Below are 25668 nucleotides of genomic sequence, written 5' to 3'. Positions count from 1 at the left end.
AAAAGACAAAAAAGAGGCGACCAAGCCTCTTTTTTATTCATTACATTATACAGTCGTTACGCGCCACTTATGGCTTTAATGACTGGCGAGTAAAGCCTTTGTGACCACATTTAATACACGGAATGATTACAGTTGGGTGGTTATACGTTGTCTTGTGACCACACTCATCACAGACCAAGGTACCTAAGCCTATCACCTCTCCTGCTTCATATAGCCCTTGATGCTCTAAGTCATCGAACAACTCAACCCACTCAACTTTAGTTCGGTCTGTAATCTCTAACAGCCCTTGCCATATCGAATCCGCAATCGTTAAGTAAAACGGACCACTTTTACTGTCCTCGTAACTCTCTGAAAACTCTTTTAAGTCTGCTTTAAGGTACGCTTTGATTAAAGCCAATTCATCTTTGGTCAAGTCATTAGCAGCATCCACCACTTTGCCCGACGTCTCAATCGCTTTGTTAACTTCTTCCGGACTGTGCTTCAAGGTTTCAATCACATCCTCGAGCATTTCCTCATAACCTGTTTTACGTTTAGGCATAACTGACCTCCATCTTTCTCCTACCTGCGTCACTTAAGGGCGCATGGGTACAGATTGGCTATTGTTGTGATCCCTAGCTTTAGGTATTCTATGACGATCTATTTAAGTCTGTTCTAACCGAACTCACAAATTCCAAGATAACGGATACCATCGATGCAAGAACAATACAACCCACAACATATTGAACAAAAAGTTCAAAAGCACTGGGATGACAACAAAACCTTTGTTGTAAGTGAAGACCCAAATAAAGAAAAATTCTACTGTCTATCCATGTTCCCATACCCAAGTGGTCGACTGCACATGGGTCACGTGCGCAACTACACTATCGGTGATGTAGTATCTCGTTTCCAACGCCTACAAGGCAAAAACGTGATGCAACCAATCGGTTGGGACGCATTCGGTCTACCTGCAGAAAACGCAGCAGTAAAAAACAAAACTGCACCAGCACCTTGGACTTACGAAAACATCGAATACATGAAGAACCAACTTAAGCTTCTAGGCTTTGGTTACGATTGGAACCGTGAATTCGCAACATGTACACCGGAGTACTACCGCTGGGAGCAAGAGTTCTTCACTAAACTTTACGAGAAAGGTTTAGTTTACAAAAAGACTTCTTCTGTTAACTGGTGTCCTAACGACCAAACTGTTCTTGCAAACGAGCAGGTTGAAGACGGTTGTTGCTGGCGTTGTGATACGCCTGTAGAGCAAAAAGAAATCCCTCAATGGTTCATCAAAATCACTGAGTACGCTCAAGAGCTACTAGACGACCTAGACAAGCTTGAAGGTTGGCCTGAAATGGTGAAAACCATGCAGCGCAACTGGATTGGCCGCTCTGAAGGCGTTGAGCTGAAGTTTGAAGTTAAGGGTCAACAAGACCTAGAAGTTTACACAACACGTCCAGATACGCTAATGGGTGTGACTTACGTGGGCATCGCTGCTGGTCACCCTCTTGCAGCTCTTGCTGCAGAGAACAATCCAGAGCTTGCAGCGTTTATCGACGAATGTAAGAACAACAAGGTTGCAGAAGCTGAGCTAGCGACAATGGAGAAGAAAGGTATGGCTACTGGCCTTACTGCTATTCATCCATTGAACGGCCGTGAAGTACCAGTATACGTAGCAAACTTCGTATTGATGGACTACGGTACAGGCGCGGTAATGGCAGTACCTGCACACGACCAACGTGACTACGAGTTCGCAACGAAGTACGGTCTAGACATCGTGCCAGTTATCAAGCCTGCTGATGGCAGCGAGCTAGACATCTCTGAAGCAGCATACACAGAGAAAGGCGTACTGTTCGATTCAGGTGAATTCGACGGCCTAGAATTCCAAGCGGCGTTCGATGCAATTGCAGCGAAGCTAGAAGCAGAAGGCAAAGGCATTAAGACTGTAAACTTCCGTCTACGCGACTGGGGTGTATCTCGTCAACGTTACTGGGGCGCACCAATCCCAATGGTAACGACTGAAGACGGTGAAGTTCACCCAGTACCTGCTGACCAACTACCAGTGATTCTTCCAGAAGACGTGGTAATGGACGGCGTAACCAGCCCAATCAAAGCAGATAAAGAATGGGCGAAGACCACATTCAACGGCGAACCTGCTCTACGTGAGACAGATACGTTCGATACGTTCATGGAATCTTCTTGGTACTACGCGCGTTACTGTTCACCGCAAGCAGACGACATCCTAGATCCAGAAAAAGCAAACTACTGGCTACCAGTAGACCAGTACATCGGCGGTATCGAGCACGCTTGTATGCACCTACTGTACTCTCGCTTCTTCCACAAGTTGCTACGTGACGCGGGCTACGTAACGTCTGACGAACCGTTCAAGCAGCTACTGTGTCAAGGCATGGTACTGGCAGACGCGTTCTACTTCGAGAACGAGAAAGGCGGTAAAGAGTGGGTAGCTCCAACAGACGTAGCCGTTGAACGTGATGGTAAAGGCCGCATTACTTCTGCTAAAGACACTGAAGGTCGCGATGTAACGCACTCAGGCATGATCAAGATGTCTAAGTCTAAGAACAACGGTATCGACCCTCAAGAAATGGTAGACAAGTACGGCGCTGACACAGTACGTCTATTCATGATGTTCGCGTCTCCAGCAGACATGACGCTTGAATGGCAAGAGTCTGGCGTAGAAGGTGCGAATCGCTTCCTGAAACGTGTTTGGAAACTAGTGAAAGAGCACACAGCGAAAGGCGCAGCAGAAGCAGTAGATACCGCAGCGCTTTCTGGTGATCAAAAAGCACTTCGCCGTGACGTTCACAAAACTATCGCGAAAGTGACGGACGATATCGCTCGTCGTCAAACATTCAACACCGCGATCGCAGCGATCATGGAGCTGATGAACAAACTAGCGAAAGCGCCTCAAGAATCTGCGCAAGATCGTGCAATCCTTGACGAAGCACTGAAAGCTATTGTTGTCATGCTTTACCCTATCACTCCGCATATCTCATACGAGCTATGGGCAGCACTAGGTGAAACAGACATTGATAACGCGGCATGGCCGACGTTTGACGAAAAAGCGCTAGTTGAAGACGAAAAAACTATCGTTGTTCAAGTTAACGGTAAGCTACGTGCGAAGCTAACAGTCCCAGCGGATATCTCTAAAGACGATATCGAACAGCTTGGTCTAAACGACGAAAACGTGGTTAAGTTCACTGATGGCCTGACTATTCGTAAAGTCATTTACGTTCCAGGTAAACTGCTGAACATCGTTGCAAACTAATCACAGCTTGCAATTTGTCTCTGTTTAGCGAACTTATTTGTTAACCAAGAGTCATTAAACAGGGTAGTTCGCTACCCTGTTTATTTACCTCAAACCATTCACATGAGTGGTTTAAGGTAAATAACCCCTTCAATTTAGGATGAATACAATCAATGCGCTTTTTCTCTTTGATTAAACTACCAGTGGTATTGGTATTAGCGGGGCTTCTTTCTGCCTGTGGTTTTCACCTTCGCGGCGAGTATTCCGTACCGGAAGAGCTGCACACTATGTCTTTCTCCAGCTACGATGAATACAGTGAATTAACTCGCTATGTTCGCTCTCAACTCGAACTGAACAAAGTTGAACTTGTTCAACCATCATCGACTGTACCCAACCTTCATTTGACGGAAGCGACTATCGATGAGCGTACACTGTCTCTGTATCAAAATAGCCGTGCAGCAGAAAAAGAGCTGACATACGTAGTAAAATACCGTGTGACGATTCCTGGCTATGGCTCTAAAAACTTTACGACAACAGTAAACCGCAACTACCTAGACAACCCGTTGACGGCACTTGCAAAATCTGTTGAACGTGACGTAATTGAAGACGAGATGCGCTTGCAAGCTGCAAAACAGATGATGCGCCAGTTGGGCCGTATTCGTGCCGAATATGAAGCAGGACAAATCTCTGAGCCAGCGAACACAAACTCTTAATCACTATGCGAATTTATGCCGATAAATTAACGGATCATTTAACTAAACACGTTAAACAAGTTTACCTAATCTTTGGTAATGAGCCGTTACTGATTCAAGAGAGCCGCCAAGCAATCCAAAAGGCAGCGTTTCAACAAGGTTTTGAGGAAAAACACCGTTTTGCGGTAGACACAAGCATCGACTGGAATCAAGTTTACGATTGCTTCCAAGCGATGAGCCTGTTCTCAAACCGTCAATTGATCGAGCTTGAAATTCCAGAAAGTGGCGTGACAACCGCCGTCAGCAAAGAGCTGCAAACACTGTGTGATATGCTGCATGATGACATCATGCTCGTCATTGTTGGTAGCAAACTGACCAAAGCCCAAGAAAATGCGAAATGGTTCAAAGCATTAAGCTCAAAAGGCGACTGGGTAAGCTGTTTGTCGCCAGATCTACAACGCTTACCTATGTTCATTCAGGCACGTTGCCGCGCGTTGGGCCTAAAACCCGATCAACAATCACTGCAAATGTTGGCTCAATGGCATGAAGGTAACCTGTTTGCATTGTCACAAAGCTTAGAGAAATTGGCCCTACTCTACCCGGATGGTGAGCTGACCATCATACGTTTAGAGGAAGCCCTAAGTCGCCATAATCACTTTACTACGTTTAACTGGATCGACGCCTTACTGGCAGGTAAAGCAAACCGTGCACAACGTATTCTTCGCCAACTTGAGGCGGAAGGGGTCGAGACCGTGATCTTGATTCGAAGTGTACAAAAAGAGTTGAGCCAACTTTTAAATATGCATCAAGACTTAACTCAAATGGGAATGAACCAGGTATTTGAGAAATATCGAGTTTGGCAAAACAAGCGTCCACTCTATAACGCAGCACTGACCCGCTTATCGGCGAGTCGTATTTGTGCATTGCTCTCCTTGTTGGCTCAAGCAGAGATAAAAGCCAAAACTCAATATGACGAGTCTGTATGGCCAACTATTCATCAGTTGAGCTTAGAAACCTGCTCTCCTGATATTAAGCTGGCAATTTAAAAATCAAAGCGTGATATAGTGCGCGACCTGTTTTGCAAGCAAGAATGTAAAACACTGTAGAGATAAGAGACAAACCGAGGAAAACCGAGTGCTTCGCGAAGAACTGAAAGACTTTTTAGCTGATAAAGCCGACGACATGAAAGCGGAAGACATTATCGTCCTAAACGTGGAAGATAAATCAAGCGTGACAGATTACATGATCATCTGTACTGGCACATCCAAACGCCACGTTTCATCCATCGCTGACCACGTTGCAACAGAAGTGAAAAAAGCCGGTCTTGAGCCACTAGGAATGGAAGGTGAAAACGAAGGTGAATGGGTAGTCCTAGATATGGGCGACGCCATGCTTCACGTGATGCAAGAAGAGCACCGCGAACTCTACCAGCTAGAAAAACTCTGGGGTTAATCTTTTGAAAATTCAACTAATTGCTGTTGGCACAAAAATGCCAAAATGGGTTGAGGAAGGCTTTCAAGAATATCGTCGCCGTTTCCCACATGATATGCCATTGGAGTTGATTGAAATCTCTGCTGGCAAACGTGGAAAAAATGCCGATATCGCTCGCATCCTGCAAAAAGAAGGGGAAGCGATGCTCGCTGCGGTACCAAAAGGCAACCGTATCGTCACGTTAGATATCCCAGGTAAAAAATGGGACACTCCTCAACTTGCTGAGCAGTTAGAAGCTTGGAAATTAGATGGCCGTGATGTATCAATCTTAATCGGCGGTCCTGAAGGACTCGCTCCTGCATGCAAAGCTGCAGCAGACCAAAGCTGGTCATTGTCTGCCTTAACGCTACCCCACCCTTTAGTGCGTATCGTAATGGCAGAAAGCTTATACCGAGCGTGGAGCATCACCGCGAACCATCCTTACCACCGCGAATAATCGTTGTTTAACTTTAGAGCCAAGCGTTAATGATTCGTAAGCGCCGCAGTCAAATCCGAGATTATCAAGCCGAAGCGCGTCTGTTTGCCAGCCGCGCTATTGTCGCTTTTATCGGCATTGTTCTCTTGATGGGAGCTCTGGTCGCCAACATGTACAACATTCAGGTGAACCAGTTTCAAGATTATCAAACCCGCTCGAACGATAACCGTATCAAAGTTGTTCCTATCGCGCCCAACCGAGGTCTGATTTATGACCGAAATGGTGTTTTACTGGCAGAGAACCGTCCCGTCTTTAACTTAGAACTGACTCCAGAAAAAATTAAAGACATTGATGCAACCATCCAAGAACTACAAACCATTCTGGAAATTACCCCAGATCAGATTGAACGTTTCCACCAAGAGCGTAAACGGACTCGTCGATTTAAGTCAGTCCCACTGCTGACCCAACTGAACGAAAAACAAGTAGCGGTATTCTCCGTCAATCAGTACCGCTTTCCTGGTGTAGAAATAAGTGCGACCTTAAAGCGCTATTACCCTTTCAGCGAAGTCTTAACCCACGTGATTGGTTACGTTTCTCGAATCAATGATCGCGACATGCAGCGCCTGATCCGAGAAGAAAAAGACGCAAACTATCAAGCCACTCGCGACATTGGTAAGCTGGGTATCGAAAAATACTACGAAGACCTCTTACACGGTACGGCCGGATATCAAGAAGTCGAGGTAAACAGCCGCGGCCGAGTAATTCGTACGTTAAAGTACGTTCCACCTGTACCCGGAAAAGACATCGTTTTAAACCTTGATATCAACTTGCAGCTGTACGTACACCAATTATTGGATGGCCGCAGAGGCAGTGCTGTAGTGATCGATCCTAGAGACAACGGCGTACTGGCTATGGTTTCAAGCCCTAGCTACGATCCTAACTCGTTCGTGCACGGAATCTCAGGTAAAGACTATCGCGCCCTTTTGAACGATAAAAACCGTCCTTTGGTCAACCGTACCACACTTGGCATTTACCCACCTGCGTCTACCATCAAACCATTTATGGCGGTAGCCGCGCTACAAGAAGGTGTCGTCACACCGAACACTACGCGAAATGATCCAGGTTATTGGCGCATACCAAACTCCAACACTCGCCCATTCCGTGACTGGTTGCGTTGGGGACACGGACGCGTCGATATCATTAAGTCGATCGAAGAGTCTGTTGATACCTTCTACTATCAAATCGCTTATGACATGGGTATTGACCGTATTTCGAATTGGATGATGATGTTCGGTTTTGGTGATTACACTGGCATCGATATCTACGAAGAAAGTAAGGCGAATATGCCGACTCGTGACTGGAAAATGTCTCGCCATAAAACCCCGTGGTACAAAGGCGATACGATCCCTGTGGGTATCGGCCAAGGTTATTGGACAGCAACGCCAATGCAAATCGCCAAAGCGACCTCCGTATTAGTAAATGAGGGAGAAGTGATTGCACCTCACTTACTAAAAGCGACGATAGAGAACGGCAACGACTTCGAAGAACAACAAACAACAGAATACGTGACTTACCCGCCAATCAAGAATGTACCGAAAAAGTACTGGGATATGGCGAAAGAAGGCATGCGTCGTGTAAACCATGGCACGCGCGGAACAGCTCGCCGCTCATTCTACAAAATGAGTTATCAAACAGCGGGTAAATCAGGTACTGCGCAAGTCTTCGGTCTGGGTGAAAACGAAGAGTACAACGCAGATGAGATCGCCGAACACTTACGTGACCATGCGTTATTTACTGGCTTTGCACCATTTGATGATCCTAAAGTGGTCGTCACTGTAGTGTTAGAAAACGCCGGCGGTGGTTCTAGCAACGGAGCCCCTGTAGTGAGAAAGATCTTTGATCGAGTCGTACTTGGCCCAGAAGAAATTGAGCCTGATAACAATGCGAAGAAAGAGGTAAAACAGTAATGAAGATGGATCCCTCTACAGGTAAAAATCGCGCCCTGTTTGAACGCTTCCATATCGACTTACCACTCCTACTTGGCATATTGGCCCTGATGGGGTTTGGCCTCGTGATCATGTACAGCGCCAGTGGCCAAAGTTTACTGATGATGGATCGCCAAGCTATGCGAATGGTGCTTTCACTCGTTGTGATGATCGTTCTTGCGCAGCTTTCTCCACGAACCTACGAGAGCCTGGCACCTTTGATGTTCGTCGGCGGCGTCATACTGCTCTTTGGCGTGTTATTTTTCGGTGAAGCCTCGAAAGGCGCACAGCGTTGGCTTAACCTCGGTTTTGTGCGCTTTCAACCTTCCGAGTTATTGAAGCTCGCGGTGCCATTAATGGTGGCACGCTATGTTGGTCGACAGCCCCTTCCGCCAACGCTAAAAACACTCATCGTTGCACTGATTATGGTCTGCTTGCCAACCATCCTCATTGCAAAACAGCCTGACTTAGGGACCTCTATTCTAATCGCCGCTTCCGGTATTTTTGTTATCTTCCTCGCGGGCATTAGTTGGAAAATCATCGCTGGTGCTGCAATTGCACTGGGTGGTTTCATTCCGATTTTGTGGTTTTTCTTGATGCGTGAGTATCAAAAAGTACGAGTTCGTACTCTGTTTAATCCAGAGTCAGATCCGCTTGGTGCGGGCTACCACATTATTCAGAGTAAAATCGCGATTGGCTCTGGTGGTATTTCAGGCAAAGGTTGGTTGCAAGGTACGCAGTCACAACTGGAATTTCTTCCTGAACGACACACTGACTTTATCTTTGCAGTAATTGCTGAAGAATGGGGTATGATTGGCTTCCTTTGCCTTTTAGCCATCTATCTATTTATTATTGGACGAGGTTTATACCTCGCCAGCCAAGCGCAAACCGCATTTGGACGAATGATGGCAGGCAGTATTGTACTCAGCTTCTTCGTGTATATTTTTGTAAATATTGGCATGGTAAGTGGCATCCTACCTGTAGTAGGTGTACCGTTGCCACTCATTAGTTATGGCGGCACATCAATGGTAACCTTGATGGCTGGCTTTGGTATTCTGATGTCAATTCATACGCACCGAAAAGCATTCTCTAAGGCGACCTAGACATGCAAAAACGCGCTTTATATTCCTTGGTTTTCTCAGCTCTTATTTTGGCAGGCTGTTCATCCACCAGCCAAAAAACGCAAGACGGCCGTTACGAACTCGAATCCGATGTTGCACCTGATACACCGCTTTCAGTCGAACACATCGAGGATGCGCACCCTAAATATGAACCTTACAGCTTAGGTGGCAACAAGGATTACCACTTGCGCGGAAAAGACTACAAGATAGTTCGCGATGCCAAAGGCTTTAAGGAAAAAGGCCGAGCGTCTTGGTATGGGAAGAAGTTCCAAGGTCATTTGACTTCTAATGGCGAAATCTATGACATGTACTCAATGACGGCTGCGCATAAAACGCTACCGTTACCAAGTTACGTAAAAGTCACCAACACTGACAACGGCAAAACTACCGTAGTACGAGTTAATGACCGAGGTCCGTTTCACGATGGCCGTATTATCGATTTAAGCTATGCCGCAGCACATAAGTTAGATGTGATAAAAACAGGTACAGCGAACGTGGAAATTGAAGTAATCAGTATCAATCAGCCCACGGATAAAAAATCATTAGAAGCGCACCCTAAGTACGTTATTCAGGTGGCATCATCAAAAAATGAAGAACGCGCACGAACTTTAGGGACAGAGCTTGGTCAAAAACTGGATACAGAAACTTTCCTAGAAAATGCGAAAGAGTCTTATCGCTTGTTGTTAGGGCCATTTACTGACTATTCCCTGACGCAAGCCACTCTAGATAAAGTAAAGTTGCTCGGCTATTCGTCTGCATTTATTAAAAAACACAACACTGCCAAATGACCTAGTGTCATGAATTTCTCCTCGATCCCCTCTTACATAGCTGGGGATTCTGATAAGATGTCCGCAGTTAACCCAAAAATTTGAATTACCATGAATAAAAATAAGTTTGTGAAATCTATTCTCGTTTCTTCGGTTGCCCTTTCTGCAACTTTCGCTCAATCTGCTCTTGCATCACCTATCGTTGTTCCAGATGCCCCTCAAATCGCTGCGAAGGGCTACGTTCTGATGGATTACCATTCAGGTAAAGTACTGGCAGAGAAAGAGATGAACACAAAGTTGTCTCCAGCCAGTCTGACTAAGATGATGACCAGCTACGTAATCGGCCAAGAACTAGCGCGTGGTAATATCTCAGAAGATGACGATGTCACCATCAGTAAAAATGCATGGGCGAAAAACTTCCCTGAATCATCAAAAATGTTCATTGAAGTGGGCACAACTGTAAAAGTACGTGACCTAAACCGCGGTATCATCGTCCAGTCTGGTAACGATGCCTGTGTAGCAATGGCTGAACACATTGCAGGCTCAGAAGATGCGTTTGTTGATCTAATGAACGCTTGGGCCAACACACTAGGTATGACGAACTCGCACTTTGCCAACGTTCATGGTCTAGATAACGCCGAGCTGTACTCGACACCATACGACATGGCATTGCTAGGTAAAGCCCTGATCCGTGACGTACCAAATGAGTACCGCGTGTACTCAGAGAAGAAATTTACTTACAACGGCATCACCCAATACAACCGTAACGGTCTACTTTGGGATAAGAGCATGAACGTTGATGGCATCAAAACGGGTCACACAAGCAATGCGGGTTACAGCCTAGTAAGTTCAGCAACTGAAGGCCAAATGCGTTTGGTTGCGGTCGTAATGGGCACTAAAGATGCCAATGCTCGTAAGTCAGAAAGCAAAAAGCTACTAAGCTACGGCTTCCGTTTCTTCGAAACAGTAGCGCCGCACAAAGCAGGTGAAACGTTCGTTGAAGAAAAAGTGTGGATGGGTAACAAAGACACTGTAGCGTTGGGCCTTGACCAAGATACTTACGTAACACTACCACGTGGTGAAGCGAAAAACCTAAAAGCCAGCTTCGTCCTTGAAAAAGAGCTAGAAGCCCCAATTAATAAAGGTGATGTAGTTGGTAAGCTATACTATCAGATCGATGGTGAAGATATTGCCGAATACCCACTAATGGCACTAGAAACCGTAGAGCAAGGTAGTCTATTTAGCCGCATGTGGGATTACATCGTATTGTTATTCAAGAGCTTCTTCTAAGAAGAACGTTAGAGTAGCAAACTTATTCGCAAAGCCGCCTGAAAGGGCGGCTTTTTAAGTTTGAGATCCTCGTCTTGAGTTCCCCCTAATTTGACTGTACTATTTCGCACCGCAACGAATATCTACTGGAGTTATCGATATGCTAACCATCAACTCTGATGCAAAATTAAAAGACCTGCTTGAGTTCCCTTGTTCATTTACTTACAAGGTAATGGGTCATGCAAAGCCTGAACTTCCAGAGCTTGTTCTTGAAGTTATTCAGCGCCATGCTCCAGGTGACTACAGCCCGACCGTTAAACCAAGTGCTAAGGGCAACTACCACTCGGTATCAATCAACATCACTGCAACGTCTATCGAGCAAGTTGAGACGCTATACAAAGAGTTAGGTGAAATTGACATCGTGCGCATGGTTCTATAATTTTTTGATAGATTAAATTTTTTTTGAAAGCAGCTTCGGCTGCTTTCTTTTTATTTATCAACCAGATAACAAAACTTTACATCGCTTTCAGTTAAAAATCTGTTACTCAGCGGTAGAGCATCAGGGTTATCCGGTTTATAATCCAAAAACTTTATATATTAGCAACAGGAATTCCCATGCAACACCAACTTGTTGTAAAACGACTTGGCCGCCAAGACTATGAGCCTGTATGGAAGGCGATGCATGAGTTCACCGACCAACGCACAGAAGAAACCCCTGATGAAGTCTGGTTGGTAGAACATAACCCAGTATTTACGCAAGGTCAGGCAGGTAAAGCTGAGCACCTTATTAACACTGGTGACATTCCTGTTGTACAAAGTGATCGCGGAGGCCAGGTTACGTATCATGGCCCTGGTCAGTTGGTCGCCTATTTCTTGATCAACTTACGCCGCAAAAAATTAGGTGTACGAGATCTCGTTACCACTATCGAGAACCTCGTGATCAACACGCTAAAAGCATACAATATCGATTCGGCCGCGCGACCTGACGCACCAGGCGTTTACGTTGACGGTAAAAAAATATGCTCTCTCGGTTTACGCATTCGTAAAGGATGCTCGTTTCATGGCTTAGCCTTGAACGTAAATATGGATTTAACACCGTTTCTGCGTATTAACCCTTGTGGTTATGAAGGTATGGAAATGGTTCAGGTCAGCCAATTTGGCGGCCCAGACAATGTAGAAGCCGTAGAAAAACAATTAATAGAAGAACTCGTTACTTTGCTCGACTATGAGCAAGTAGAATTCAGCACAGAAGCACCTTCTCAAGGTAATAAAGCATGAGCAAACCAATCCAGATGGAAAAAGGCGTTAAATATCGTGACGCCGATAAAATGGCATTGATTCCCGTAAAGAACATGCCTACAGAGCAGAAAGAAGTGCTACGTAAGCCTGATTGGATGAAGATCAAGCTACCAGCCGACAGCCAACGAATTCAAGACATCAAGGCGGCGATGCGCAAGAATAAACTTCACTCCGTATGTGAAGAAGCATCTTGCCCTAACCTAGCGGAATGTTTTAACCACGGTACAGCTACCTTCATGATCCTAGGTGCTATTTGTACTCGTCGTTGTCCTTTCTGTGACGTTGCTCATGGCCGCCCATTACCACCGGAAGCAGAAGAGCCTCAAAAACTGGCGAAAACCATCGCCGATATGAAGCTGAAATACGTAGTAATCACTTCTGTAGACCGTGACGATCTGCGTGATGGTGGTGCACAGCACTTTGCCGACTGTAACCGCGAGATCCGTGCGTTGAACCCGCATATTAAGATTGAAACTCTGGTTCCTGACTTCCGTGGTCGTATGGACGTAGCGCTTGATCTAATGAAAGATAACCCGCCAGATGTCTTCAACCACAACCTAGAAACAGCGCCACGTCTTTACCGTAAAGCTCGCCCAGGTGCAAACTACAAGTGGTCGCTGGAGCTTCTTAAGAAGTTCAAAGAGCAGCATCCAAATGTACCGACCAAATCTGGTTTGATGATGGGTCTTGGTGAAACCAAAGAAGAAATCATCGAAGTACTGAAAGATCTACGCGCACACGGCGTAACGATGCTGACTCTAGGTCAGTACTTAGCGCCAAGCCGTCACCACTTGCCAGTAGAGCGTTACGTTCCGCCATCAGAGTTTGACGAGCTAAAAGAAGTTGCACTAGAGCTTGGCTTCACGCACGCAGCGTGCGGTCCATTTGTCCGCTCTTCTTACCATGCCGATATGCAGGCTCAAGGCATCGAGATTAAGTAAGCTCTCGTTTGTTTTCAAAAGAAAGGTTGGCTCAGTGCCAACCTTTTTTGTATCTGTCAAATGATGATAAAAAGCCATTCTACCTCCGTCATTCTGAACAGCGAGGAACGAGCGTGATTGAGAATCAGTTTCCAACGTACTGATGATTTTTAGGGAAACTCTGAGTAAAAGAGTGTGCCTCAACAATATTCCTGATCTCGCCTAGGCTCGTCGGAATGACGTGGTTTGGATATATTGAAAAGGGACAGTGTTGGTAGCCATCTCCTTATCACACACTCTTCGCTATATCTCATTCCAAACGCCAGACAAACAAAAAGGCCCTCAATTGAGGACCTTTAGTATATCAATGTTCAAAATAGATGAGTCGAGTTCTAGGAGAACACACGGAGTTTGCGCGAGCAAGTGAGTATGTTCGACACCGAAATTGACTCATTCTATGAAGAATAGTTAGGCGTAAACCGGTAGACGCTTACAAATTTCGAGCACTTTCTGTTTAGTCGCTTCGATAACTTCTTCGTTGCCGATGTTATCTAGAACGTCACACATCCAGTTTGCTAGCTCTTTTGCGTCTTCTTCAGTGAAGCCACGACGAGTGATCGCTGGCGTACCTACACGAATACCAGACGTTACGAATGGGCTGCGTGGGTCATTTGGTACTGAGTTTTTGTTCACTGTGATGTTTGCTGCACCTAGTGCCGCGTCTGCATCTTTACCAGTGATGTCTTTGTCGATCAGGTCCACAAGGAACAAGTGGTTTTCTGTGCCGTTAGATACGATTTTGTAGCCACGCTCTTGGAATTGACCAACCATTGCTTTTGCGTTTTTCACTACGCGAGCTTGGTAAGCTTTGAACTCTGGCTCCATCGCTTCTTTGAACGCTACTGCTTTACCAGCGATAACGTGCATTAGAGGGCCACCTTGACCACCAGGGAACACTGCTGAGTTCAATTTCTTGTACATATCTTCGCCAGCATTTGACAAGATAAGACCACCGCGAGGACCTGCTAGTGTTTTGTGTGTTGTTGTTGTTACTACGTGAGCGTGTGGAACAGGTGTTGGGTATTCGCCTGCTGCGATAAGACCCGCTACGTGCGCCATATCAACGAAAAGGTAAGCATCTACTTTGTCAGCGATTTCACGCATGCGCTTCCAATCAACGATTTGCGAGTAAGCAGAGAAACCACCGATGATCATCTTAGGCTTGTGCTCAAGCGCTAGCTGTTCCATCTCGTCGTAGTTGATTTGACCCGCTTCATCGATACCGTAAGGGATAACGTTGTAGTGCTTACCAGAGAAGTTTACTGGAGAACCGTGAGTCAGGTGACCACCGTGCGCTAGGCTCATGCCTAGAACTGTATCGCCTGGGTTAAGAAGCGCCATGTAAACCGCGCTGTTTGCTTGAGAACCTGAGTGAGGCTGTACGTTCGCGTATTCACAACCGAACAGTTTGCATGCACGGTCGATAGCAAGTTGTTCCGCTTTATCTACGTACTCACAACCGCCGTAGTAACGCTTGCCTGGGTAGCCTTCAGCGTATTTGTTCGTTAGCTGAGAACCTTGCGCCTCCATTACACGTGGGCTTGTGTAGTTTTCAGAAGCGATAAGTTCAATGTGTTCTTCCTGGCGAAGAGTTTCTTCCTGGATAGCTGCGAACAGTTCCGCATCGTAATCTGCGATGTTCATATCACGCTTAAGCATCTGTATCTCCTGACTCAGATTAGTACTGAAAGTTGCAAAAAAACTGTTGAATGACCCTACGCAAACGTTTTCGTCACCCTAATGGCGCGCATTCTACATAATTTGATCTGGGTCATAAAGAGAAATTTATAATTTTTCTCATGCAGTTTTTTCATGATGGCAAGCAATCTGTATCACGCCCGCATTGCAATTGCATAACGACGATCTATTGCCTGTCAATTTTGTGCTTTACACCCTGTAAAACAGCAATTACATAGGTTTACCGTAAATTTTACCCTCTAGCTACCGAAAAGATCATCTTTTTACTACTATGCACGCCTTATTTATCACTAATGACTGCAACATTGATGGAAAAACACTCATTAAAAGAAGACTGGATAGCGATTCTCACGGGTACCTTTTTGGTAGCTCAAGGCGTTTTCTTTCTCCAATCCGCAAACCTCCTAACAGGGGGTACGACAGGATTGGCTCTGCTTATTAGCCAATTTACACCTTTTACGTTTGGTGTGCTGTACTTTTTAGCAAACAGTCCCTTTTACTTGCTAGCATGGAAACGCTTCGGCCGTCATTTCGCCATTAATAGTGCCATTTCTGGCGCTTTGGTTTCTATCTTTGCCGATCATCTTTATTTGCTAATCTCGCTCGAATCGGTAAATGAAGTTTATTGTGCCGTCGCAGGTGGGCTTTTAATGGGACTCGGTATGCTGATCTTGTTCCGACATCGCTCCAGCTTAGGTGGCTTTAACGTGCTGTGTTTATTTATTCAGGACAAATTTGGCATTTCAGTTGGCAAAAGCCAAATGGCAATCGATGCGTGCATCCTGTTTGCGTCATTCTTCTTTGTCACTCCAGAAGTAATTGGTCTTTCGATTTTGGGCGCGTTTGCACTGAATGTCGTGTTAGCGATGAACCACAAGCCTCATCGCTACTCCGTGACCTACGGCTCATAAACTTTTGATGATAATTGGAGCGCAATTTATAAGATTTCGCGCTCCAATCGCTATATAATATTTCGCCATTTCCAAATAACGCGGTGCGGTATGCGCGATTTTTTGCAACAAGCCAAACAAACTCACAGTTGTATTACGATTGGCGAGTTGGTCTATAATCCGAAGACACAAACTCTTCATCAAGACACTGTCGCGATTGATCTCGAACCTCGTACCATTGAGTTATTAGAGCTGCTGCTAACCAGCGTGGGACATCCGCTTTCTGCCGATACCATTATCGAAACTATTTGGCAGAGCAAATTCATCTCTAAGAATGTACTCACTAACCGCATTAGCACCTTACGTGCGCTGCTACAACAGCATCTCCCCGAGTACGATGCGACTAAGCTCTTGGTCACTTATCCTCGCAAAGGTTACTTTCTAAACCCAGCGAATATCCGTTTAGTGCCACCAGCGAAAAACCATCGACGCGTTATCACAGCTCAAGTTACGAACCGTAAGAACATCAAGCTGATTTTTGCTTATAGCTTATGTGCCGTACTTACGGTTTGTAGCGTGACGCTCGCAAGCTTGTTATGGCAACGCCAAGAGATTTCAACGCAACAAACACGTCATCAGTTACTTATCCCCAAAGTCGAACTGCTGCTCAACCGTGTCGATGCGATTGGCTCCCAAGCAAGAAAGTATCGCATACTGGTCAAAGCCATCTTGCTGCAACAACAGGTCGAATATCCATACACCGACATCGCCAACCAAGACGCTCCCAGTTACTTTCTTGATCCTATCGGTCATACGCCGTATTTCCCTGGCGCGCGAAACATGCAGACCAGTGATTACGAACTCAACATAGAGTTAAAAGACGGCGCAGAGCAAGGCACCTTGAAAGCTCAGATGAACCTTATTTATCCTGCGACGGGGAAACTGGCGTTTCGCAACGAATACACACTGCACTTATCCGACCTACAATCGGATATCTTCCAAATTCACTCAGATGTCGCGCAATACTTCAACTTGCCTGCACCTTCGGCAAGCACATGGCAACTGTCAGACGTTCACCAAAAAATGCTGTTTGAGAATGTCTTTTCTAACCAACCTCTACAACAAGCTGATGAGTTTGCAGCTATCACAACCGCAAGGCATCTCGCTTTGTACGAGCAAGAACCTCAAAAGCTGGAGGCGTATTTGACGCAAGTGCAGTCGTCGTTCGATGTTTTGCCAGATGAGCTAAGCCTCTGGTTGGGCGTATTGCATTTCAAACTAGGTAACCTAGACCGAGCAAAAGTTCTGCTGACCACTCCAGATGGCGACTCACGTATTCAAAACGCGCTGATTTATACGTTTGTGTCTCACATCGCTTATAAACAAAACAAACTCGAACAGTTCCGTCTCAACTACATGGAATCACTGGTGGCACTGCTGCGCGTTTTACCGTCCGAGACATTGTTTGAACGTCTTTCTCAATCTGAATCGAAAGAGACTTGCCTTCAACCATGGAAAACGTTGCATGTCAGTTTGACCGATCAAGAAATTATCAGCCGATGGAAAGCGCTCATCAACGAGTATTGCACCAACGTAGCTAACGAAATAAGCCCAAATAAAACAAAGACTTAAATATAAAATTAAGCTTTCATTAAGCCCTATTAGCTTTTGTTTTTTGCCCTTTTTAGCTCACTAAACTTAGCATGCTCGCATTCAAGCAACGGCCCAACATGAAGCGGCCTAATCAATCAGGAATGTAAACCATGCTAAACAAAATGACGCTTATCGCAGCAGCAACTCTGGCTCTTTACGGCTGTGGCGGTGGTTCGTCTTCTGGCAGTGCTAATCCAAACAAAGTGCCTCAAGAAAGTTTCGACGTCGCGATTCAACACTCAATCTTCGCTCCCACGCCAAGCACACAACTAAACTACGCGTTTAGCCTGGATGGCCAACCTGAAGGCGAGATGAAACTGAGCTTCCAAGCGATGGATAACGAGCAATTGTTGGCAGCGTTGGCACAAATCCCAAACAGTGAGGCAATGGTCCTGTTGGTTAATGACTTGGTGAACTACGGCGCCAAACAGTTCTACTATTCTGACGAACAGTACAACGACGATGAAGAGAGCAATACACTTTATTTTGCAGGCTCTGATGGCGCACTTCATGAAGTCACCGACGCTTATTCCATTAACCAGCAGTTTGTTGCCATGCTGATGCACAGCAGCCCTATTTTCCGTCTCAACGGTGACGACGTAAAAGAGAAAAGCCCGAACATTGATATCGGTGAAGAGACCATATCTCTGCAAACCACTCTAACAGGCTACGCAGTTCACAACCTACTAGACAGTTTTGAAGATCATGAGTGGGTGCAAAACCTGCCAATGACAGCATCTTGCCAAGTGGTTTGGCAGCAGCAAATCCGAGAGACTGGCGTACGTAAAACGTTCTCGATTTCAAGCAAGAAAATTGAAGCGGCGTACCTGACGGAAGAGAATACTTACAACCTAAACTGCGATGGTATGGACTCAATGGAGTTCGCCACTTCGGCAGAACGTTGGTTTAACCCGAGCTTAGGTCTGATTGAGCAAATCGAGCTGCTAAAAGTACAACAAGTACAAATCAACGAAGAGAAAGTGCTGCTAACAGCAATTGAAACAAAATAAGCCTGTACTCCACAAGTATCTCGCATCTCAATAAAAAAGGCTTTGGGGAGCACACCAAAGCCTTTATCTCGAACATCAATCTTAGGGGGTGACACCCGAGTTTATTCTTCTATCAATAAAATACGAGTTTCGTAAGGTCGTAATACTTGATGGTTTGACGCGACTGCACTCGCTGAGTTTTGATAGTTAGATAGCAAGTTTTTCGCTTTACTCATATCAAAACGCTCTGGCAGAACGCATTCCACCTCTTCAGCGTAGTAATTGTTGATACACAGCAGCGTTTGTTTGTCGTTCTGGCGAGCGTAAGCAAAAATGCGTTGATGCTCTGGCAATAAATCTTCATAACGGCCATCGGTGATCACCGGAACCTGTTTACGTAGCTCAATTAAACGTTTGTAGAAATAGAACACCGAGTTTAAATCAGCAACCGCAGCTTCTGCGTTGATTTCAGAGTAGTTCTGCGCCACTTCAAGCCACGGTGTTCCTTCGGTAAAACCGGCGTGCTTTTGGCTGTTCCATTGCATTGGCGTACGTGAGTTATCACGCGACTTCTGCGCCAAAATCGCCATCATCTCCTCGTGTGATACGCCATCACGGTTGACCATGATGTCGTACATGTTGGTGCTTTCTACGTCGCGGTACTGGCTGATATCAGTGTAACCTGGGTTGATCATACCAATCTCTTCACCTTGGTAAACATAAGGTGTGCCTTGCATCATGTGTACAGACGCCGCCAACATTTTGGCTGATTCGACGCGGTATTGTTTATCATCGCCTAAGCGGCTGACCACACGAGGTTGGTCGTGGTTACACCAGAACAGCGCCCCCCACCCTTTGCCATTTAAGCCCGTTTGCCAATGGTTGAAGATCTGCTTTAACTGAATGAAATCAAACGGCGCTTTGGTCCATTTTTCACCATTCGGATAATCCACTTTCAGGTGGTGGAAGTTGAACACCATGGATAGCTCTTTGCCGTCTAGCGAAGAGTATTGCTGGCAGTGCTCTAGCGTGGTGGAAGACATTTCACCCACCGTCACGCTGCCGTACTTTTGGAACACGGCTTCGCTGATTTCTTGCAGATATTCGTGCACGCGAGGACCATCAGTATAGAAACGACGGCCATCGCCAATATCATCGCTTGGGAAATCTTGTTGTTTAGAAATCAGGTTGATGACATCAAGACGGAAACCATCCACGCCTTTGTCTGCCCAGAAGCTGATGACTTCTTTCACTTCTTCACGCACCACTGGGTTTTCCCAGTTTAAGTCCGCCTGCTCTTTAGCAAAAAGGTGCAAGTAGTACTGCCCTGTCGCTTCATCCAATTTCCAAGCATTGCCTCCAAACTTCGATTGCCAGTTGTTGGGCTCTGCGCCATCAACCGGATCTTTCCAGATGTAGTAATCACGGTATGGGCTGTTTTTGTCCCCTAACGCGGATTGGAACCAATGATGCTCAGTCGAAGTATGGTTGACCACGATGTCCATGATGATTCGAATGCCCAACTGATGAGCCTCTGCCAACAGGGTATCGAAATCTTGCATCGTGCCGAACTCGGGGTTGACCGCGTAGTAATCGGAGATGTCATAACCGTTATCAACCATTGGAGACTGATACACTGGCGTCAGCCAAATCGCATCCACACCGAGGTGTTTTAGATAATCCAGTTTAGAAATGATCCCTTTAATGTCGCCCGTGCCTTTACTGCCGCTGTCACAAAAGCTTTTTGGGTAAATTTGATAGATGGTTGCGGTTTTCCACCAGCTCTCATCATGCTTGGTCATAGCCATTTCTAACACTCACTTACCAGTAATCGGAAACTTAAAATTTGAAAAGAAAAATAGGAGGAGGCAGCCAAGTCACTGCCTCAAATTGAATTACGCGTTTGCCGCTTCAAGCTCACCTTTCGCTTGTGCACGCTTATAAAGAATTAATGTTAATGCGGCAGGTACCACCATCGCGACTAGCATCGCCAGAGCAAAGATGCCCCAGAACTGCGGCTGGATAGATAAGATACCCGGCAAGCCGCCTACGCCGATACCATTCGCCATTACGCCCGCACTACCACAGATAGCAGCAGCGCATGCACTACCGATCATCGCGCTCAACATTGGGAACTTGTATTTCAAGTTGATGCCGTACATCGCCGGCTCTGTTACGCCAAGGTAGGCAGAAATCGCTGCTGGCACTGAGATTTCACGCTCATCCTGCTTTTTACTGATGATAATGATGCCAACCACTGCCGATGCTTGAGCAATGTTCGATAGTGCAATCAAAGGCCAAATCGGCGTGCCACCCAATTCTTGCATCAACTGCAAGTCAACGGCGTTGGTTGTGTGGTGGATACCTGTGATCACAAGTGGCGCGTATAAGAAGCCGAAGATGGTTGAACCAATCATCGCAAAGTCACCCGTCATGGCTGCTTTTGCTGCGAATGCTACGCCGTCACCCAACATACGACCGAATGGGCCAATGATAGAGTGCGCAAGAATCACAGACACAATGATAGAAACAAACGGTACTACTACTAGGTAAAGGTAAGACGGAATGATGCGTTTTAAGCGTGTTTCGATAAACGCTAATGCGATACCTGCTAACATCGCGGGAATCACCTGCGCTTGGTAACCGACTTTCTCAATCGCAAACAACCCAAAGTCCCACACTTCAGGTACTTGCTTACCAATCAAGTACGCGTTCATTAACTGCGGCGAAACCAGTGTCACACCAAGCGTGATACCCAGAATCGGTGTACCGCCGAGCTTTTTCACGGTCGACCAACACACACCAACGGGTAGGAAGAAGAAAATTGCTTCACCAATTAACCATAGGAATGAATGAACAGTCGCCCAAAACTGACTGATTTCCGTTAGGGTTTGACCATCAAACATTTTGATGTCGCCAATCACATTACGGAAACCAAGAATCAAACCACCAGTAATGATCGCAGGCAACAGTGGTACAAAGATTTCTGCAAGGTGGGAAATACCACGCTCAACGATATTCATATTTTGACGAGCAGCATTCTTGGATTCGTCTTTGCTCGCTTCACTTTTACCGCTTAGCTCGATCAGTACTTTGTAAACCTCATCAACTTCAGTGCCGATGACGACTTGGAATTGACCTGCGTTGGTAAAGCAGCCCTTCACCATCGGTAATGCTTCTAACTGTTTTGTGTCTGCTTTGTCCGTATCGTTTAGAACAAAACGCAAGCGAGTTAAACAGTGGCTTACACTGGCAATATTGTCCGGCCCCCCGACCAGCTCAATAAGACGCTCCACGTCTTTACGCGCAATCTTACTCATAACTTTGTCCACCCTGTATTGGATACATTCAATTCATCATTTTATTTTTTTATAAATGGGAACATTCCCATTTCTTAATTTTAATATTGCCACTCAAAGACAAAAAACAAAATGGGAACAGTCCCATTAATTGAGAATGATCACAGTATAATTTTAGAGCAAATCGTTGTAGTGTGGATTAGCGGCAAATAGGTTGTTGAGTGAAGTGAACGACTTCTTCATCGCCATTTAATTGATTAATCAGCATTTTAGCGGACTTTTCACCCGCAAGGGTATAACCAGGATCGACACTAAATACTTTAGGGAAAAGGAAAGAAAGCAACTCGTTACCACCCACGCCTGTCACGACCACGTCTTCACGACCTAACTCTTGAAGACGCTTGATTACGCCCAATGCAATGGTATCGCTGGCACACACAATGGCTTGCGTGTCTGCTTTCAGAACGTGGTCCACCAACTGATAAGCACTTTCATGGCTAAGCTTACCGGTTTGGAAACAAGGTGTAATTTGCTTGCGTTTACACCACGATTTATAAGCATTTAGACGAGCTAAGCCAGTGGTTTTGTCTTCAGGATCAACACCAATATAAGCAATGCGAGATAAAAATTGCTGCTCAAGGTGAGACAAAGCCATGTCTATCACGCCTTGGTTATCATAATTGATGGAAGAGACGTTATCGGTATCCATCGCAATCACCACAATGCGATTGCCCCACTCGGCTAAGGCTTGCTCATCGCATCCTGTAAAGCCAAATACAATCACGCCATCCACATTGCGACGCTTAAGCACACTCAAGTGCTCATTGGTTTTGTCTCGGTCAAACTGACTCTCCATGATCACCGCATCATAACCAGCGGAATACAATGCATTGAGCATTGTACCAACAGCACGATTTTCGGATGGTGAGTCCAGACGGGAGATGATAACACCAATGACTTTTTGGCTACCGCCACGCATTGATTGCGCAGATTTGGACGGTACATAACCAGATTCACGAATGATTTGCTCTACTTTCTCTCGCGTTTGAGGTTTCACTTTTGGATCGTTGGTAAGCACACGGCTTACTGTTGATTTGCCAACGCCTGCCAATTTCGCGATATCAAGAATAGTGAGTTTTTTGCTCATAAGTGATCAAACTAGAGTGGATGAATGCTTAGGTGACTGAACTTTAACAGTAATAAGAGAAAAGGGAAGCAAACGCTTCCCTTAAATATGCGAATTGTGCAGATTATTTCTTTAGATATGCAGGCACGTCAGCAACACTATCAAGCACAACCGTTGCCAATACTTCACCTTGCTCGGTGATTGGCTTACCTGTGCGAACCAGAATCTTAGTGCCAACACCTGCGGCTTCTGCTGCCATCATGTCTTCGGCTTTATCACCAATCATCACAGATTTTTCCATGTCGATTTTCAAGAAGTCGCGAGCAGAGATAAACATACCAGGTTTAGGCTTGCGGCAATCACAATCTTGCTTGTAATCCCCAATGCCATGTTCAGGGTGATGTGGACAGTAGTAGATACCATCAAACTCAACACCATGATCAACAAAGTTCCAGTCCATCCATTGAGTCAGAGACAAGAAACGGTCTTCACTGAATTTACCACGTGCGATGCCCGATTGATTCGTCACTAGCACTAAGAGGTAACCTTGATCTTTCAGCGCTTTCGTCGCTTCAAACACACCATCAATGTACTCAAAATCATGTTCGTCATGAACGTAGCCGTGGTCAACGTTTATCACGCCATCACGATCGATAAAAACAGCAGGTTTTGCCAAAACGTATTTCTCTATTAACTCGGTTTAATCAGATTATTACATACCTTATAAACTTCAACACTATCTAATTCATTCTAGGCCTCGACAAAACAGTTGATTTGTTGGGCAAGAATCGGTAATTCTGAGTGGGCTCTCCACTTATCTTCTCCTCGTAACTTACTCCTCATTCTCTTCAAAACAGAACATCTATACATTTAGACGTCTAGACGTAAAAATATCTATTGACTTCATTCTGGTTAACCCATAGCATCAACTGAGAAGTGAGATAAAGCTCAACATTAAGTTCTGTCAAATGCCGTTTTTGACAGCGAAGTTCCCCGTATCTTTGGGCAGGTTGAAACATGATAGAAATAAAAAACGTTAATAAAGTGTTCTACCAAGGCAGTAAGGAAATCCTTGCCCTGAAAGACATTAACCTACACATCGCCAAGGGCACCATCTTCGGTGTTATCGGTTCATCTGGTGCTGGTAAAAGTACGCTGATCCGCTGCGTAAACATGTTAGAAGCACCAACATCTGGCTCCATCATCGTTGATGGCATTGATTTAACAAAACTCAGCAAAAAGCAGTTGGTCGAAACGCGCCGTAACATCGGCATGATCTTCCAGCATTTTAATCTGCTTTCGTCTCGTACTGTGTTTGATAACGTGGCGCTACCACTGGAACTGGCAGGCAAAGACAAATCGCAAATCACAACAAAAGTCACTGAGTTACTAAAACTTGTTGGCTTAGCCGACAAACACGAAAGCTATCCGTCCAACCTAAGTGGCGGTCAAAAACAACGTGTGGCGATTGCTCGCGCATTGGCATCCGACCCAAGCGTACTGCTGTGTGACGAAGCCACTAGCGCACTGGATCCTGCAACAACTCAATCTATCCTTGAGCTATTGAAAGAGATCAACCGCAAACTCAACATCACGATTCTACTGATCACCCACGAAATGGAAGTGGTAAAAAGCATCTGTCACGAAGTGGCGATCATCGGTGGTGGTGAATTGGTGGAGAAAGGCACCGTTGGCGATATTTTCGCGCACCCTAAAACGGAGCTGGCGCACCAATTCATTCGCTCAACGCTGGATCTATCCATTCCTGAAGATTACCAAGCACGTCTGCAAGCAGAGCGTGTTGATGGCAGCTACCCATTAGTTCGCTTAGAGTTTACCGGCGCAACCGTCGATGCACCGCTAATGTCGCAAATTTCTCGTAAATACAATATTGATGTGAGTATTTTGAGCTCCGATCTTGATTACGCTGGCGGAGTGAAATTCGGCATGATGGTCGCAGAGCTATTTGGTAACGAAGAAGATGACAACGCAGCATTGGAATACCTGCGTAAGCACAACGTAAAAGTAGAGGTACTTGGTTATGTCCTTTAATACAATTTCTGAATGGCTGAGTTTAAACAGCAAACTACTTTTAGGTGCAACGTGGGAAACGCTTTACATGGTTGCGGTTGCCGGATTAGTCGGCTTTGCCGTGGGTATTCCATTAGGCGTAATCCTCCATATTACTAAGAAAGGCGGCCTACTTGAAAACACCAAACTAAATAGCAGCTTAGGCGCTGTCGTTAACATTGGTCGTTCTGTGCCATTCCTCGTCCTGATGGTTGCGATTATTCCAGTGACAAAAATGCTAGTTGGAACCTTTATCGGTACAACCGCAGCAATCGTCCCACTGACTATTGGTGCCATTCCGTTTGTTGCACGTCTTATTGAAGGTGCTTTGTTAGAGGTACCAACAGGCTTGGTGGAAGCGGCGCAGTCAATGGGGGCGACACCAACACAGATCATCACAAAAGTTCTACTACCTGAAGCAATGCCGACTATTGTTAACTCAGTAACGATCACCTTAGTCACTCTCGTTAGCTACTCGGCCATGGCGGGAACGGTAGGCGGCGGCGGCCTCGGCGACGTAGCCATCCGTTACGGTTTCCACCGCTATGATGTAACTATCATGGCCGTGACTGTCGTGATGTTGATTGTTCTAGTACAGATTATTCAGTCTATCGGTGACGCAGTGGTGCGCCGTGTAGACCACAGATAAGCATTGAAAATACAAATTATAAGGAGATAAA

The 25668-nt window shown here is 45.6% G+C and carries 23 protein-coding genes; 17 read left to right on the top strand and 6 right to left on the bottom strand.

Annotation, left to right across the window (positions count from 1 at the left end):
- Positions 1–67 precede the first annotated feature (67 nt).
- Positions 68–538 (bottom strand): zinc ribbon-containing protein, encoded by a 471-nt coding sequence (locus ACZ5ZC_RS11475; RefSeq protein ID WP_005373024.1) that lies wholly within the window; start codon positions 536–538, stop codon positions 68–70.
- A gap of 153 nt (positions 539–691) precedes the next feature.
- Here ACZ5ZC_RS11475 and leuS point away from each other — a divergent pair, with 153 nt between their 5' ends.
- The 12 genes from leuS to lipA all read left to right on the top strand — a co-directional run bounded on the left by leuS (position 692) and on the right by lipA (position 13224).
- A complete protein-coding gene (gene leuS / locus ACZ5ZC_RS11470) occupies positions 692–3265 on the top strand; it encodes a leucine--tRNA ligase (protein ID WP_464931930.1) in 2574 nt (857 codons plus the stop codon).
- Between the two features lie 152 nt (positions 3266–3417).
- Complete coding sequence (locus ACZ5ZC_RS11465; protein ID WP_005373019.1) at positions 3418–3957, top strand: LPS-assembly lipoprotein LptE; 540 nt, start codon at positions 3418–3420, stop codon at positions 3955–3957.
- Between the two features lie 5 nt (positions 3958–3962).
- Positions 3963–4982, top strand: a complete 1020-nt coding sequence (gene holA, locus ACZ5ZC_RS11460) for a DNA polymerase III subunit delta (protein ID WP_054867907.1) — start codon at positions 3963–3965, stop codon at positions 4980–4982.
- Positions 4983–5070: 88 nt separating this feature from the next.
- Entirely contained in the window at positions 5071–5388 is a 318-nt protein-coding gene (rsfS, locus tag ACZ5ZC_RS11455) for a ribosome silencing factor (RefSeq protein WP_005373015.1), read from the top strand.
- Between the two features lie 4 nt (positions 5389–5392).
- On the top strand, positions 5393–5863 hold the full coding sequence (gene rlmH, locus ACZ5ZC_RS11450) for a 23S rRNA (pseudouridine(1915)-N(3))-methyltransferase RlmH (protein ID WP_017821762.1): 471 nt from the start codon (positions 5393–5395) through the stop codon (positions 5861–5863).
- 29 nt (positions 5864–5892) lie between these two features.
- Positions 5893–7809 (top strand): penicillin-binding protein 2, encoded by a 1917-nt coding sequence (gene mrdA, locus ACZ5ZC_RS11445; RefSeq protein ID WP_012842067.1) that lies wholly within the window; start codon positions 5893–5895, stop codon positions 7807–7809.
- Positions 7809–8930: a rod shape-determining protein RodA gene (gene rodA / locus ACZ5ZC_RS11440; protein ID WP_005391317.1), complete on the top strand. Its 1122-nt coding sequence runs from the start codon at positions 7809–7811 to the stop codon at positions 8928–8930. Before mrdA ends, rodA begins: the two co-directional genes overlap by 1 nt.
- 2 nt (positions 8931–8932) lie before the next feature.
- The gene (locus ACZ5ZC_RS11435; RefSeq protein WP_012842068.1) at positions 8933–9736 is read left to right on the top strand and encodes a septal ring lytic transglycosylase RlpA family protein; all 804 of its coding nucleotides are present in this window, start codon (positions 8933–8935) and stop codon (positions 9734–9736) included.
- Positions 9737–9826: 90 nt separating this feature from the next.
- Positions 9827–11005, top strand: a complete 1179-nt coding sequence (locus ACZ5ZC_RS11430; protein ID WP_012842069.1) for a serine hydrolase — start codon at positions 9827–9829, stop codon at positions 11003–11005.
- 139 nt (positions 11006–11144) lie between these two features.
- The gene (gene ybeD / locus ACZ5ZC_RS11425) at positions 11145–11423 is read left to right on the top strand and encodes a DUF493 family protein YbeD (RefSeq protein WP_005384135.1); all 279 of its coding nucleotides are present in this window, start codon (positions 11145–11147) and stop codon (positions 11421–11423) included.
- Between the two features lie 176 nt (positions 11424–11599).
- Complete coding sequence (gene lipB / locus ACZ5ZC_RS11420; RefSeq protein WP_005391320.1) at positions 11600–12262, top strand: lipoyl(octanoyl) transferase LipB; 663 nt, start codon at positions 11600–11602, stop codon at positions 12260–12262.
- Positions 12259–13224 carry a lipoyl synthase gene (gene lipA / locus ACZ5ZC_RS11415; RefSeq protein ID WP_005384139.1) on the top strand — a complete coding sequence of 322 codons (966 nt, stop codon included), beginning with the start codon at positions 12259–12261 and terminating at the stop codon, positions 13222–13224. The genes lipB and lipA overlap by 4 nt, the downstream gene beginning before the upstream one ends.
- 447 nt (positions 13225–13671) lie before the next feature.
- On the opposite strand, the gene glyA is transcribed toward lipA, so the two are convergent.
- Positions 13672–14922 carry a serine hydroxymethyltransferase gene (glyA, locus tag ACZ5ZC_RS11410; RefSeq protein WP_005391333.1) on the bottom strand — a complete coding sequence of 417 codons (1251 nt, stop codon included), beginning with the start codon at positions 14920–14922 and terminating at the stop codon, positions 13672–13674.
- A gap of 347 nt (positions 14923–15269) precedes the next feature.
- Between glyA and ACZ5ZC_RS11405 the strand changes: the two genes are divergently transcribed.
- From ACZ5ZC_RS11405 to ACZ5ZC_RS11395, 3 genes are all read left to right on the top strand, one after another.
- The gene (locus ACZ5ZC_RS11405) at positions 15270–15872 is read left to right on the top strand and encodes a YitT family protein (RefSeq protein ID WP_031780204.1); all 603 of its coding nucleotides are present in this window, start codon (positions 15270–15272) and stop codon (positions 15870–15872) included.
- Between the two features lie 90 nt (positions 15873–15962).
- On the top strand, positions 15963–17483 hold the full coding sequence (locus ACZ5ZC_RS11400; RefSeq protein ID WP_256965266.1) for a winged helix-turn-helix domain-containing protein: 1521 nt from the start codon (positions 15963–15965) through the stop codon (positions 17481–17483).
- A 131-nt stretch (positions 17484–17614) separates the two neighbouring features.
- Complete coding sequence (locus tag ACZ5ZC_RS11395; protein WP_048626102.1) at positions 17615–18514, top strand: hypothetical protein; 900 nt, start codon at positions 17615–17617, stop codon at positions 18512–18514.
- Positions 18515–18615: 101 nt separating this feature from the next.
- Here the strand turns inward: ACZ5ZC_RS11395 and treC are convergent, their stop codons facing one another.
- The 4 genes from treC to gmhB form a co-directional block, all read right to left on the bottom strand.
- Entirely contained in the window at positions 18616–20301 is a 1686-nt protein-coding gene (gene treC / locus ACZ5ZC_RS11390) for an alpha,alpha-phosphotrehalase (protein ID WP_048626101.1), read from the bottom strand.
- An 87-nt stretch (positions 20302–20388) separates the two neighbouring features.
- Complete coding sequence (treB, locus tag ACZ5ZC_RS11385; protein WP_046874302.1) at positions 20389–21813, bottom strand: PTS trehalose transporter subunit IIBC; 1425 nt, start codon at positions 21811–21813, stop codon at positions 20389–20391.
- 178 nt (positions 21814–21991) lie between these two features.
- Positions 21992–22939 (bottom strand): trehalose operon repressor TreR, encoded by a 948-nt coding sequence (gene treR, locus ACZ5ZC_RS11380; RefSeq protein ID WP_395214988.1) that lies wholly within the window; start codon positions 22937–22939, stop codon positions 21992–21994.
- A 103-nt stretch (positions 22940–23042) separates the two neighbouring features.
- Complete coding sequence (gmhB, locus tag ACZ5ZC_RS11375) at positions 23043–23594, bottom strand: D-glycero-beta-D-manno-heptose 1,7-bisphosphate 7-phosphatase (RefSeq protein WP_046874304.1); 552 nt, start codon at positions 23592–23594, stop codon at positions 23043–23045.
- A 341-nt stretch (positions 23595–23935) separates the two neighbouring features.
- On the opposite strand from gmhB, the gene metN reads away from it, so the two are divergent.
- Complete coding sequence (gene metN, locus ACZ5ZC_RS11370) at positions 23936–24970, top strand: methionine ABC transporter ATP-binding protein MetN (protein ID WP_005391353.1); 1035 nt, start codon at positions 23936–23938, stop codon at positions 24968–24970.
- The gene (locus tag ACZ5ZC_RS11365; RefSeq protein ID WP_005391355.1) at positions 24960–25637 is read left to right on the top strand and encodes a methionine ABC transporter permease; all 678 of its coding nucleotides are present in this window, start codon (positions 24960–24962) and stop codon (positions 25635–25637) included. The genes metN and ACZ5ZC_RS11365 overlap by 11 nt, the downstream gene beginning before the upstream one ends.
- The last annotated feature ends 31 nt before the right edge of the window (positions 25638–25668 follow it).

This window comes from Vibrio sp. JCM 18905 (assembly GCF_055393305.1).
The sequence above is the reverse complement of the archived record's forward strand: the minus strand, read 5'-3'. Positions and strand labels throughout refer to the sequence as shown.

Bases quoted from the DNA above. Each gene is read 5' to 3' on its own strand.
- ACZ5ZC_RS11435 (WP_012842068.1), top strand. From the start codon at position 8,933: ATGCAAAAACGCGCTTTATATTCCTTGGTTTTCTCAGCTCTTATTTTG.
- ACZ5ZC_RS11395 (WP_048626102.1), top strand. From the start codon at position 17,615: ATGCTAAACAAAATGACGCTTATCGCAGCAGCAACTCTGGCTCTTTAC.
- ACZ5ZC_RS11475 (WP_005373024.1), bottom strand. From the start codon at position 538: ATGCCTAAACGTAAAACAGGTTATGAGGAAATGCTCGAGGATGTGATT.
- ACZ5ZC_RS11465 (WP_005373019.1), top strand. From the start codon at position 3,418: ATGCGCTTTTTCTCTTTGATTAAACTACCAGTGGTATTGGTATTAGCG.
- ybeD (WP_005384135.1), top strand. From the start codon at position 11,145: ATGCTAACCATCAACTCTGATGCAAAATTAAAAGACCTGCTTGAGTTC.
- treR (WP_395214988.1), bottom strand. From the start codon at position 22,939: ATGAGCAAAAAACTCACTATTCTTGATATCGCGAAATTGGCAGGCGTT.
- ACZ5ZC_RS11365 (WP_005391355.1), top strand. From the start codon at position 24,960: ATGTCCTTTAATACAATTTCTGAATGGCTGAGTTTAAACAGCAAACTA.
- ACZ5ZC_RS11400 (WP_256965266.1), top strand. From the start codon at position 15,963: ATGCGCGATTTTTTGCAACAAGCCAAACAAACTCACAGTTGTATTACG.
- lipA (WP_005384139.1), top strand. From the start codon at position 12,259: ATGAGCAAACCAATCCAGATGGAAAAAGGCGTTAAATATCGTGACGCC.
- treC (WP_048626101.1), bottom strand. From the start codon at position 20,301: ATGGCTATGACCAAGCATGATGAGAGCTGGTGGAAAACCGCAACCATC.
- ACZ5ZC_RS11430 (WP_012842069.1), top strand. From the start codon at position 9,827: ATGAATAAAAATAAGTTTGTGAAATCTATTCTCGTTTCTTCGGTTGCC.
- mrdA (WP_012842067.1), top strand. From the start codon at position 5,893: ATGATTCGTAAGCGCCGCAGTCAAATCCGAGATTATCAAGCCGAAGCG.
- glyA (WP_005391333.1), bottom strand. From the start codon at position 14,922: ATGCTTAAGCGTGATATGAACATCGCAGATTACGATGCGGAACTGTTC.
- ACZ5ZC_RS11405 (WP_031780204.1), top strand. From the start codon at position 15,270: ATGGAAAAACACTCATTAAAAGAAGACTGGATAGCGATTCTCACGGGT.
- treB (WP_046874302.1), bottom strand. From the start codon at position 21,813: ATGAGTAAGATTGCGCGTAAAGACGTGGAGCGTCTTATTGAGCTGGTC.
- lipB (WP_005391320.1), top strand. From the start codon at position 11,600: ATGCAACACCAACTTGTTGTAAAACGACTTGGCCGCCAAGACTATGAG.
- metN (WP_005391353.1), top strand. From the start codon at position 23,936: ATGATAGAAATAAAAAACGTTAATAAAGTGTTCTACCAAGGCAGTAAG.
- holA (WP_054867907.1), top strand. From the start codon at position 3,963: ATGCGAATTTATGCCGATAAATTAACGGATCATTTAACTAAACACGTT.
- rodA (WP_005391317.1), top strand. From the start codon at position 7,809: ATGAAGATGGATCCCTCTACAGGTAAAAATCGCGCCCTGTTTGAACGC.
- leuS (WP_464931930.1), top strand. From the start codon at position 692: ATGCAAGAACAATACAACCCACAACATATTGAACAAAAAGTTCAAAAG.